Source organism: Lysinibacillus sp. FSL K6-0232, from assembly GCF_038008325.1.
Classification (GTDB): Bacteria; Bacillota; Bacilli; order Bacillales_A; family Planococcaceae; genus Lysinibacillus.
In genome coordinates this window covers 738,250-750,425 of the sequence record NZ_JBBOYW010000001.1, presented here as the reverse complement: position 1 = coordinate 750,425, position 12,176 = coordinate 738,250, and the positions used below count along the sequence as shown (strand labels likewise).

Genomic DNA, 12,176 nt, shown 5'->3' with positions numbered 1-12,176 from the left:
TATTGCACAGCCCTCTTAGTGTAAATTACTAAAATTAGTTTCCTAATAGATTTTGTTTTTTGGATAAATCAATATTAAAAATGCAGTCGCGATATTTTTGAATGAACTTCTCATATTTTTCCTATACTATTGAAGTATAATTCTAAACTTCCAGACATTTTAATTTTAAATTTATAACTTGAAAGTTTTAGAAATGTTATAATAAGTATTCGGGGTTACTTTATAACCTTTATTGTGCTGTAAAATATTCACATGATCTCGTTTGGGATACCCCTTAGTTTTCTTAAGATTTACGCAAGCAATTGCCTCGCTGCACTGTACATGTTTGTTTGGTAAGGCAACACCATTGACCGTTGCACCATGATGTGGCACAACAATTATGCTATATGATTTCATAAAATATGAGGGAAACTCTATATATTCACAATCGCCAGGTAACAACATGGAACATCCATTGTTTTTCACCTCTAGTATAAGCCCCAAATTGTTTAAATCATTGTATTTTGTTTTCCAATTATAAGTATTCCCTACTGATACTTTTTTCCCCGCTGGATTACCTTTCCCTTTTCCCAATACAAAATAATCATTGTTAAAAATAACCGCTCCATTAAATGTATCAGCAACAAAAATGGTATTAATATTACTTTCCTTTGCTAAATAAGCAGCTAACCGCTTAGATGATTCACTTGCAGTATCAATAATTTGTGGAACAATCCATGTTTTCTCATAATCAACTTTATCCAATTTCGAAGCACCTAAAATATGATCTAAATCCCAATGAGAAAGCATGATTAAATTCGATTTTTTAGCCTCTTGTGCAGCCTGTTGTATCGCATCTTCATGAAGTTTGCTTGTTTCCGTTATGGTAAACCCAATGTCGAAACAAAATGAAAATATTTCGCTCCCTTTGTCGATTCCTTTCACTTGAATCCAATTTCCTTGACCTACCGAATAGACAACGACATTTAACTCAAAATCGTTATATTGTGGAAAATTTAAAGCTCGTTCAAATTGGTGCCTCACATCATTATCATTTTTCGCTATCCAGTTTTTTTGCTCTTGACTTAGTAGTTGATTAAAACGTTGTTCAATATTTGCAGAAACTTCTTCTCCGAATACTAGCTGCCTTCCTTTACGTTTGAGAGGAGAGGCACTAAAAAGAAGTGTGCCTTTCATCATTCTTTCATTGAATTCATCTTGTACAAATGCCTCAGCATAAAGACTTACCTTATACCACCTATTTCTCTCTAGCTCCATCTGCTCTATTTTTTCAGTCGTTAAACCTACTGGCATAAATTCATAAAAATATGGTCGGTAATGTGGCAAATTCAAATCATATTCTCCTAATAAATAATCTGTATCTACTTGAAGCATCTTTTTATTCGTTAAAGTAACAAAAATTTCCCCGTCCTCTTCAACAATTTTACCGTATGTTTCTCTATTTTGTATGGTGTCATTACTGTATAAAACGACTTCCTTAAAATCATTTACAATGCGATATGTATCAAGAAAGAAATCCTTTGTATTATCCACAATTGGAGTAGCATATGGATAATTGTCATCTTTAGTCTGATATAAAGAATAATCAGCATCACCAATATACTTCCGCTTACTCTTTGCAAATAAATATTTTAAATGTTCCACAGGCATTTCTTGTAAATTCGCTATTTTAATTGCATAAGTAAACATTGTATCTATTAAATTTGGGAAGAGTTCCAGAAAGTCATCTTTAGTGTATAGCTCTAACATTTTCCCGTAATATAGCTTTCCATTATGGTAGATAAAAATATATCCTGGTTCCTCTTTACATGCTTGCACTGTCCTTGTAGCAAGCGATATAGTGATTCGTACAAACTGTTGCGATCCCTGTAAATGCTCGCCATTTAATTTCATAACTCTCCCTTGATTGTTCCAAAATCCCCAGAAATTATTAAAGAATAAATGCTCCATCCCCATCATCCACCTTTATCTATTTACTTCATTATACTACGTAAAATATATGCAAACAAAAAAGGTGTGTTAGTTAGACCAACACCCTCACAGATTCCATATAATCGCATACCGTTCATTACTGTATGTATTTTAGCATCATAACTTATTACTCTATACTTATAGAATAAAAATTGACACTATCTAATTATTTAATTTTGAACTTTGTTAAATGTCCATTCAGAAGCACTCGCAAAAAGAGGAGCTATTTCAGCTTGAAATAAATTTGTTAATGCTACAATATCTCTGTTCTCTAACAGTTTGTTCAAAGTTGTTAGCTGTTCGACTACTTCTTCTATACGACTATTAATCACATAATCGTTAGCTTGCATATGTTGCTCTACTGTTACTAACCATCCAAGCCCCTCACTAAAATCTGCAATCATTTGAAAAGCTTGTTCTAAATTATTTGATTGAAAAGATTTTGCAATCATTTGGCAACCATCTTGCAGCTTTACAACATAATCATAATAAGATTGTTGTGTATCTAATAATAATTCATCCATTCTTTACCTCTCCTTACCCTATTAAAATAATACCTCTTTTAAAGTGAAGAGAATGTCTCAATAGCATTTTTTAGACATCCTCACTTTTATATAGTACAATTTTTTCACGTAAAAGCTTTTTAATTTCCTCTAACTCTTTCTTTATGTCAGCCAATTCTTTACTACTATCTTCTTGATTTTCCTTTTCATCCATTGACTTCGGCTGAGGAAATAGTGAAATAAAGCGTGCTAGGGAAATAAGTGTCATAAAAACGCCCATCAGCGCTTGACTCTGTATCACAACAAGTGTAAATATTGACCACTTATTGCTATCAATTGATAAGCTATATGTTACCATATGTGTAAAGCTATGGTACACTGCATCCATCGGTGTAATATCATTGATAAAATGAAATGTTAAATAAGTACCTGCAAACCAAAAAACAATCTCAAAAAAATTATGAATTAATGCTATCGTCATACGACGATAACCATTTAACATAAAATTTCTTGTTTCATATGGATGTACAAGCATCACATTTAATTGATAAATTAAAATTTCAAAAATTCTCAAACTACCATACGCTACAAAGCAATACTTCACAATTATATTTACATTATCGATATAATTAATTGCTACGAAGATAATTGGTAAAAGTGTATGTGCTATAAGCCACATATCCACAAACAGCCGTTTCTTTTCATTGTTTGCATCTTTTATAATAAATGTACGCACTAAATAAAAGAGACTAATTTTCTCTAAAAATTTTAACGTATTTGTCCACCATTTTACTAAAGTTGATTCGGTATAGTAATTATTTTGATTCATTTGTTTTAATATAAGCAAGTAAAAATGCTATTGTCTCCATATTAGACTCTTTAATTTTTTGACGCAATACATCATAGCTTTTATTATTATGTGCTACTGCCTTTGTATAACTTTGAATCGCAAGAACAGCATCCTCAATTGTTAATTTTCCATTATATGAGGCAAGACCGATTAATAATGCTTTAATTAATTGATAATTAATTATGATATCTTCATATGCCTCTAATATCGTTTTCCCGTTATAAGGAAATACATTTGTAAAAATATAATGCACTACATAGTTTTCTAAAATATATTGATGCTCTCGTGTAAATTGTTGATAAACAGCTTGTGCAGCTATATATTTTTGTAAAGTTTCTTCTGTAATTTCCTTATTTTCTAATGGACCTGTTTTTAAACCTCGAATAAATTGATTGACTACTTCGACATACCGTACATTAAATGATAATTCTTCCACTGTTGTACGAAGGAGTTCTTTATGCAATTGGAGTTGAACAAGTTCATTTCCTTTAATTTGCATGACTGCTTCTATATATTGCGGTATTACAAAACGTTGCTGCATCATTTGAATCACTTGTTCTGTATGCTCTAATGTTTTTGGTTGCTCATTTAACTTTTCTGCAAATAAACCGAGCAACATCATACGTAAATCTAATGAAATACTACGTTCTTGCAATAAAGTAATGACAAATGTACGAATAGCCCATACGATATCAACCTGTTCACCAGCTAACGTTATTTGGTTTTGAATACGCTCTGATGGTTGTAATAATACTTCTTCAAACTCTATCCCCTCTTTTTGTAATAACAATGTACGAACCGCCTCAGGGCATGATAATGTTAACGATTTTTCAATATAAGAGCCAATTTCCCGATGCTCTCGTGGATAAATAGCACAAGTATTACATAACGCACTTTCTCCTAACTCCTTATGAATTAAGCACCATTTATTTTCATCCAAAAAGTGACATTCTTTTTGTTCATTCATTTTCATGCGACCGTAGTTAACATCGTTCGTTGTCTTTGGATTTTTTTGATATGCTTTTTTAGCTATTGGTTTAATAACAGGGTTACTCGATGTTGTTACTTTTATGAAGCCTACACGGTCAATATTAACATTCCATATTTTGCAGCAATGATCCTCACAGGCTGCCCCTATACATTGAAATTGCTCTACTCCTTTAGGAATTAATACCATTTTATCCATTTTTACCTCCTTTAATAAAAAAAGCTTGAAGGTAAATACCTTCAAGCTCCTTGTTAGGAATTAACCTAATAATTGTAATACGCCTTGTGGCTGTTGGTTAGCTTGCGCTAACATTGACTGTGCAGCTTGCATTAAGATATTGTTCTTAGTGAACTCCATCATTTCTTTCGCCATATCTGTATCACGGATACGAGATTCAGCAGCTGTTAAGTTTTCAGAAGCAGCACCTAAGTTGTTGATTGTGTGCTCTAAACGATTTTGAACCGCACCTAGTGAAGAACGTTGCTCAGATACTTTTTGAATTGCACTATCAACTGCTGTAATTGTAGCTGTTGCTTGATCGCGAGTCGATACATCAATACCACCAATATTGAATTTTTCTTTATCAACTAAATCAGTATCCGTACCTAATTCTGCTTTAGTAACCTCTACATTAATTTCGTTTCCATCTGCATCTTTTACAGTAATTGTAGCTTTCTTAGCAGCATCATCGAAAGATCCTACTTTAACACCATCTTTTAAAACGTTCGTTCCACTAATTTCATACTCACCTGAAGCAAGTTTATCAATATTTTTTGCCTTATCTGCTGGTGAGCGTAATTCTGCTTTGCCGTTTGAAACGTTAATAATAGATTTGTCTTTTAAATCTGCAGCAGTATCTGCTTTATCAAATTTTGCAGCTACAGTTGTACCATCTGCTAAAACAATTGTATTTTTATCTACTTTACCCACTTCTTGACCTTTAGCATCTAATACTTTAGTTCCATCAATTGTATAAGAACCATCTTTTAATGTAGTAGCAACGTCTGAATCTACTACTACAGTTTTAGATAACCCTAGGCTTGCCGCATTCATATTACCAATGTTTAAACTCATATCTTGGTTTTCATTCGCACCAATTTGGAATTTACCTGAGAATGAACCATCAAGTAATTTTTGCGTATTGAACTCAGTTGTATCTGAAATACGGTCGATTTCTTTTGTTAATTGCTCAATTTCTTGTTGGATTGCTGCACGGTCAAGGTTAACGTTTGTGTCGTTTCCTGATTGTACTGCTAATTCACGCATACGTTGTAAAATTGAGTGTGTTTCGTTTAATGCACCCTCAGCAGTTTGGATTAAAGAGATTGCATCTTGAGAGTTTTTCGTAGCCATATCAAGACCACGGATTTGTCCGCGCATTTTTTCAGAGATTGCTAAACCAGCAGCGTCATCGCCAGCACGGTTGATTTTGAAACCTGAAGATAATTTCTCAAGGTTTTTTGAAGCTTGTGTGTTGTTAAAGCCTAAGTTACGGTGTGCATTTAATGCAGAAATGTTGTGTTGAATTCTCATGATAGAATTCCTCCTTGAATTGTTTTTTTGTATAACCCACGTCCCTGTGGGAGAGTTTGGAATCAGTAGTTATGTACTACTTCCGCCTTACACTATATATATCGTAAGCTGTTTTAAATGTTTAATAGTTTTTTATAAAATTTTTTAATTTAATATATTTTCAAGCGTGTTGTTAGAAGGAAAACGCTTTGTCTAAAGCATTCTCTCGTTGATTGGCGTGAAAGGTGGCGACTCTAGCGGAAAAAGTGCGAGCTGAAAATCCATTGATTTCGGCATTTGCCGAAATAAATGAGTTGAAGCCGCACCCGCAGAAAGCGTCCACCTGTAACAGAAATCAACGAATTCTAAGCGATTCTCTGTAAAATAAAGGTTAATCAACACGCCTGATATATTTTATTATTTAATTGCCGAGAAACTGCTTCAAACTCTGATGCAATATGATTGTCTAGCTTTTATTCTTTCGTTTCTCCATTGACTACTTTTGTCAAAATTGTGAAAACGCATAGCTAATGATTAAAAAGCTTCCATATAATATTAGCTATTTTACCTAAGCTCCTTTTAAAACAGCTTATTTATGTTATCCTCTTTGCTATTACCTCTTTAATTTGTTTAATAAATCTGTTGGTATCGCAAGTGCTTCTCTATTTTGCTCTTGTATTGCCTTAAATACTTCCGAGCGATGGACTTTTACAGATTTAGGGGCTACAATACCAAGCTTTATTTGGTCGCCGTCAACTGATAGTACCTTTAGTTCAATATGATCCCCAATCATAATGGATTCACCTGTTTTTCGTGATAGAACAAGCATTACTCAGCACTTCCTTCCATGGCGCCGATTGGATAACGTAAAGGATAGTGTGAACTATCTTGTAGGACAATTTGTTTACCTAGTTTCTTGGCTGTATTAATAATGATAGGGGCGAGTAAATTCATTGTTGATTCTTGAAATGTTTCTTTTAATGTGACAACTGTGTAGGCAATAACATCTTCTTCCTGTTCTATTTGTAAATCTGCTTTGTCTTCCTCTCCTATTTCAAATGTATAATCCTTTTTAAACGCAAATGGGTATGCAAGTACAAAGCCAAGCTCCTGTTGCTCAATTGATTGTAAAACAACTAATGGTAAATCTGCGTCTAGTGGAAGAAGCACGAATTTTTGTGCATCTGGAAAGCCTGGAAGCCCTGATTCAAATGTTACAATATTCGTATCATTAATTTCGACTGTACCTAAAAACTTTGTTTCAATATTCATTTGATTGCCCTCTCCTTTTAACCGATTACATCAATATCAACACGTGGTCTTTGCATCATTGTACCAGTTACTTTACCAGGTGTGTATTCAAGGACTGGTTTGTTCACTTGCGCGTCAATAATTGGCTCTCTTCTTTCAATATTGACGTCTGTTGTACCAGGTGTATAATCGATTTTTACTGAGCCTATTGATGGCACAAATTTAATATTGAATGGTGTATGATGTGGTCCATGGTTTTGTTTAGCAATATTTTGAATAGTAGCACGGTCCATTCCTTTACCAGCATTATCCGCCATTTGATAGCCTTCTTGTACTCTACGCGCGATCCCTTTAAGAAGCTCTTGCTTACCTTTTTCAGCATAGTTCGCACTTGATTCTAAAGGGCCAATCATCCCTATATCTCTTCTCGCCTGAGAAGAATCAATTTTTAAAATACCTCTTGTTGTATGAATTTCTAAAATGGCTGCCGGTTGTTCAATATGCAATGTCGCCTGCGGTTGCTCGATATGTTGTTGTGGCTTTGTTGTACGCCAATCCATTTGAATATCAGTTGTATGAATTTGGATTTGTGGAAGTTTCATATTTTTTGCACCTTCCTTTTAAGAAAAGCGCCTGAACGAAATGTCCAAACGCTTGATAAGTTTCGATTCAATTTATTCCTACTGTTGCATGTTTGCCCCTGTCGCTAACGCTTTCGGGGCAGAACTTGCCACTCCGTGTTTGCCCCTGCCGCTAACGCTTTCGGGGCAGAACTTGCCACTCCGTGTTTGCCCCTGCCGCTAACGCTTTCGGGGCAGAACTTGCCACTCCGTGTTTGCCCCTGCCGCTAACGCTTTCGGGGCAGAACTTGCCACTCCGTGTTTGCCCCTGCCGCTAACGCTTTCGGGGCAGAACTTGCCACTCCGTGTTTGCCCCTGCCGCTAACGCTTTCGGGGCAGAACTTGCCACTCCGTGTTTGCCCCTGCCGCTAACGCTTTCGGGGCAGAACTTGCCACTCCGTGTTTGCCCCTGCCGCTAACGCTTTCGGGGCAGAACTTGCCACTCCGTGTTTGCCCCTGCCGCTAACGCTTTCGGGGCAGAACTTGCCACTCCGTGTTTGCCCCTGCCGCTAACGCTTTCGGGGCAGAACTTGCCACTCCGTGTTTGCCCCTGCCGCTAACGCTTTCGGGGCAGAACTTGCCACTCCGTGTTTGCCCCTGCCGCTAACGCTTTCGGGGCAGAACTCTCGTAGATTTTATCTTATAAAATCTACGAGAGTTTGCTGAATGATTCTTGCTCCTACTGAAAGTGCTGCTTGGTGAATAGAATCTTGTGTTACCATGTCTGTAATTGTTTTTGCATAGTCTGTGCTTTCATTTGCTGACATCTGTTTTGTTACATTGACTTCTTGTATTTCAAGTCTATTTTCCATTAACTCTACACGATTTTGTCGAGCACCTACTTCTGCCCTTAAAGTTAATGTGTCTGCATAGACACTATCTAAACCAGGAATTGTATTAACACCATCTGTAATATCTAAGCCAAGTGCACCGCTTATTTCTTCACCTGTTGCACCACTTTGTAATAATGTATTGACCTGTGACATAAACGCATCAACATTTTCAAATAAGTCAGCACCCGAAGTATTAATATTCATCGAAATACCGTCAAAAACATTGATTTCAATTGATTTATCTCTACCAGTTGACACAGCTGGGTTTTGCGGACCTGTTTTATCAATATAAAGGGGCTCATTTGTATGTGTACCTGAAAAAATATAATTGTCCCCTGCTCTTGTATTGGCAATATCACGTAGTTGCTCACGAAGCTGTTCCATTTCTGCATTAATTTTTTGTCGATCATCAGCAGTATTTGTATCATTAGCAGCCTGTACAATAAGCTCCTTCACACGCTTTAAGGCAGAGCCTACTTGGTCAAGTGCTTCATCTGTTGTATCCAGCCATGTATTTGCTTCACGCAAATTACGTTGATACTGTGCATTTCTATCAAGGTCTACACGGTACCCCATTCCTTTGACCGCCACAACTGGATCATCAGATGGTCTTGTTATTTTCATACCTGATGTTAGCATATCTTGATATTTAGACATTTTGCTATAGCTTGTATTTAAATTGCGTAGCATATTGCTTGATAGCATTGATTGTGTAACGCGCATGATTTATCTCCCTTCCATTAGTTCGCTACTATAGGCCTACTCTTCCCATACCGTTAATAATTTTATCTAATGTTTCATCTACAACTGTAATCATACGTGCATTTGCATTATATGCCTGCTGGAATGTAATCATATTTGTCATTTCTTCATCTAGGGAAACAGAGCTCATGGAATCACGGTTATTCGAAATTTGCAAATGCAATGTTTTAGAGTTAAATGCATTACGATCAGCCTCTTGCCCTTTTACTGCTAAGTCCCCTGTTAGTGATTTATAGTAGTTTTGGAATGTACCTTGTTTTAAGTTTGCGTGCGCTTGCTTCTGTAGTTCTGCTAGCTCCCGCATATTTTCATTGTTTCCTTGCTCACCTGTGATATCAGATGCTGCTACTCGCTTAGGGTCAGTAATGACTACGCTAAAATCACGAGCAGTTGTGCCAGCAAAAAAGTCCTCCCCTAAAACACCATCTAAGTCATAACCTGCACTATGAATAGCATTAAACTGTGTGATAAATTCATTCGCTAATAAATCTAAGTTAGCAAGCATTTCTGGATAAGTCCCTTGACCACCACTATGCCCATAAGCATCGATTAATGCACGTAATGTACCTTTGCTAGGCTCCATTTGACTATAGTCAATGGTATTTGCTCCTGTTGTTGGATCGCCAGGTGGCTCACCAAGATCAGTAACTCTAATTTGGCTAAACTCAGCATACTCCCCTGTTGCAGCAACATCAACCTCACCATCAACACGTACATCATTTGTATCCATCGTTGCAAGCGCAGCGTATTCTCTACCTTCTACTAATGGAATTCGTGTAGTTCCATCTGCAGAAATATATGTAATTGTCATGGAGCCTTCTGCTACATCTTTGGCAAGTCCTCCTGATTTTTGGAAGGAAATTGATACAGGGATATAATGATTTAACTCATCTACTAATAAATCGCGTGCATCATACAAATCATTTGGTACATAACCGTTAGGCTCTACCTCTTGAATTTGCTTATTAATAGCTGCAATTTGTTTAAGAATTGAATTTACTTTATCTGTTGATACTTTAATTTCATTACCAATATTTCCTTGGATTTGTTTTAGCTGTCTATCCATATAATTAAAGGATTCTGCTAATCCCTTACCTTTAGAAATTAATACTTGACGTGCAGCTGTATCTTTTGGATCATCAATAATGTCTTCCATTGCCTTCCAAAAATCTGTGAATGCTTGGTTAATACCAAATTCTGAAGGCTCTGACATAATATCTTCCATTTGTGAAATCGATTTAAACGTTGACTCCCAATAACCAAACTTATTCGTTTCTTGGCGGTATTGACGGTCGATAAATTCATCGCGAATACGTTGGATTGAGCCTGCTTCTACACCTGTTCCAAGGTGGCCTGGATAAGTGGGCTGATTTAGACCTGGTGTTGGGAAACCTGGTGTTGCTTGCATATTGACACGTTGGCGAGAATAGCCTAATGTGTTGGCATTGGAAATATTGTGACCTGTTGTGTATAAAGCCGTTTGCTGTACAAAAAGGCCACGTTTACTTGCTTCTAAGCCCATAAATGTTGAGCGCATCTTTTTTCCTCCCTTTTATGCTTGTGAATCAAAGTATGATTTTTTGACTACAGTGTTTGTTCCACGTACCTCATTGCTAGAGTAGTTTATTTGCTCTGTACGAGGTCTTAATGAATCAAGTGTTAGGTTCACAATTTGTAGTGATTGAAATACAAGCTTTTGATTTAAGTCATTTTGTTGTCGTAAGTTATTAATAATAAGCAATAAACGGTCGCGAACTGCTGATAATGCTTCTTTATCAGCCTGTTGTTCAGCAGCCTCGATGACATCTGCAACAGTTCTATTGTCAGTTGAAGCAAGTCCCTTTGCTTCAAAGTAGTCCGTTACTTGTTTCTGACGCTGTTGCTCGAGCTTATCGATTGCCGCTACATGTGCCTGCTCGTCCTTGAGCAATTGGTCCAGTGCTTGGATATCGCCAGCTTTAATAATTTCGGTTTTTTTATAGGCTAGTTCAAGTAAGCTTTTATGCATTCTTTCTAGCATTGTTAATGTAGAACGTATCGCTTCTACAGACATAATGTGACACCCTCCCTAGAAACGATAATATTTCAGCATATCCTCTGCCACCTGGCGAGCGTTTACTTTGTATTCACCTGAAGCAATATCCTCTTTTAATTGTTGAACACGATCTGCGCGTTCAGTACCGTACGTTGACACACCTTGCATTTCCTGTGCTGCTTTGGAAATTTCAATTTTATCTGCAAAAGATGCTTTAACTGTATCTGATTTGACATTACGTACTTGTTTTTTATAGGCATTCATCGCATTGATGCCATAAGATGTAATTTTCATATTGAACCCTCCCATCTAAAAATCTTATCTTATTATTATTTCGGATTGTCTTACATAATGTTAAGTTTTCATATATAAAAAAGTGTGCTAATTTTGTTTAAAATTAACACACACTGTGATTTGACTAACGTTTACGCTCCGAATGGTATGTTGCACGATCACGCTCTTCTACACTTTCACGGAATTCCTTTGCCGCTTCAAATGTACGTAAGTCTGCCTTTAATTCATCCTGACATTTTGTGCAAAGCTTTCCTTTCGTTGTGAGATGGCCACAGTTATCGCATGGATAGCCCAAATTAGGGAACATGGCTGGTTGCAGTCGACCTTTGCGCACCCATTTATATAATAGCTCCTCTTCTGCTCCTGTTGCTTCCACAATACGCTCCACTGTTGCCGCTCGGTTCTCACGTTTACGCAAGAAACGATAAACGATCTGATACAGCTCCTCCTCTGATTGTGCACACTTATGACATACTTCCCTTATTCCTGTATAGTTAAAAAATTCATTACATTTTGGACAATTGCGAACCTCTGCCATCCTGTTTCCTCCTCTTACC

13 protein-coding genes are annotated in these 12,176 nt (G+C 36.5%); all 13 read right to left on the bottom strand.

Annotation, left to right across the window (positions count from 1 at the left end; genetic code table 11):
- Positions 1 to 171: 171 nt before the first annotated feature.
- Positions 172 to 1,950 (bottom strand): hypothetical protein, encoded by a 1,779-nt coding sequence (locus tag MHB42_RS03455; RefSeq protein WP_340804395.1) that lies wholly within the window; start codon positions 1,948 to 1,950, stop codon positions 172 to 174.
- A gap of 191 nt (positions 1,951 to 2,141) precedes the next feature.
- Positions 2,142 to 2,495 carry a hypothetical protein gene (locus MHB42_RS03450; RefSeq protein WP_340804394.1) on the bottom strand — a complete coding sequence of 118 codons (354 nt, stop codon included), beginning with the start codon at positions 2,493 to 2,495 and terminating at the stop codon, positions 2,142 to 2,144.
- 70 nt (positions 2,496 to 2,565) lie between these two features.
- Complete coding sequence (locus MHB42_RS03445) at positions 2,566 to 3,303, bottom strand: hypothetical protein (RefSeq protein ID WP_340804393.1); 738 nt, start codon at positions 3,301 to 3,303, stop codon at positions 2,566 to 2,568.
- Positions 3,290 to 4,510, bottom strand: a complete 1,221-nt coding sequence (gene fliB / locus MHB42_RS03440) for a flagellin lysine-N-methylase (protein ID WP_340804392.1) — start codon at positions 4,508 to 4,510, stop codon at positions 3,290 to 3,292. Before fliB ends, MHB42_RS03445 begins: the two co-directional genes overlap by 14 nt.
- Before the next feature lie 60 nt (positions 4,511 to 4,570).
- Positions 4,571 to 5,845 carry a flagellin N-terminal helical domain-containing protein gene (locus MHB42_RS03435; RefSeq protein ID WP_340804391.1) on the bottom strand — a complete coding sequence of 425 codons (1,275 nt, stop codon included), beginning with the start codon at positions 5,843 to 5,845 and terminating at the stop codon, positions 4,571 to 4,573.
- A gap of 592 nt (positions 5,846 to 6,437) precedes the next feature.
- Positions 6,438 to 6,653 carry a carbon storage regulator CsrA gene (gene csrA, locus MHB42_RS03430; protein ID WP_340804390.1) on the bottom strand — a complete coding sequence of 72 codons (216 nt, stop codon included), beginning with the start codon at positions 6,651 to 6,653 and terminating at the stop codon, positions 6,438 to 6,440.
- The gene (gene fliW / locus MHB42_RS03425; protein WP_340804388.1) at positions 6,653 to 7,096 is read right to left on the bottom strand and encodes a flagellar assembly protein FliW; all 444 of its coding nucleotides are present in this window, start codon (positions 7,094 to 7,096) and stop codon (positions 6,653 to 6,655) included. Before fliW ends, csrA begins: the two co-directional genes overlap by 1 nt.
- Positions 7,097 to 7,113: 17 nt before the next feature.
- A complete protein-coding gene (locus tag MHB42_RS03420; protein ID WP_340804387.1) occupies positions 7,114 to 7,677 on the bottom strand; it encodes a DUF6470 family protein in 564 nt (187 codons plus the stop codon).
- Positions 7,678 to 8,330: 653 nt separating this feature from the next.
- Positions 8,331 to 9,251 (bottom strand): flagellar hook-associated protein FlgL, encoded by a 921-nt coding sequence (gene flgL, locus MHB42_RS03415; protein WP_340804386.1) that lies wholly within the window; start codon positions 9,249 to 9,251, stop codon positions 8,331 to 8,333.
- Between the two features lie 28 nt (positions 9,252 to 9,279).
- Complete coding sequence (gene flgK / locus MHB42_RS03410; protein WP_340804385.1) at positions 9,280 to 10,827, bottom strand: flagellar hook-associated protein FlgK; 1,548 nt, start codon at positions 10,825 to 10,827, stop codon at positions 9,280 to 9,282.
- A 15-nt stretch (positions 10,828 to 10,842) separates the two neighbouring features.
- Entirely contained in the window at positions 10,843 to 11,343 is a 501-nt protein-coding gene (locus tag MHB42_RS03405; RefSeq protein WP_340804384.1) for a flagellar protein FlgN, read from the bottom strand.
- A 15-nt stretch (positions 11,344 to 11,358) separates the two neighbouring features.
- Positions 11,359 to 11,619, bottom strand: coding sequence for a flagellar biosynthesis anti-sigma factor FlgM (gene flgM, locus MHB42_RS03400; RefSeq protein WP_340804383.1), 261 nt, complete (start codon positions 11,617 to 11,619; stop codon positions 11,359 to 11,361).
- Positions 11,620 to 11,743: 124 nt separating this feature from the next.
- Positions 11,744 to 12,157 (bottom strand): TIGR03826 family flagellar region protein, encoded by a 414-nt coding sequence (locus MHB42_RS03395; RefSeq protein WP_340804382.1) that lies wholly within the window; start codon positions 12,155 to 12,157, stop codon positions 11,744 to 11,746.
- Positions 12,158 to 12,176 lie beyond the last annotated feature (19 nt).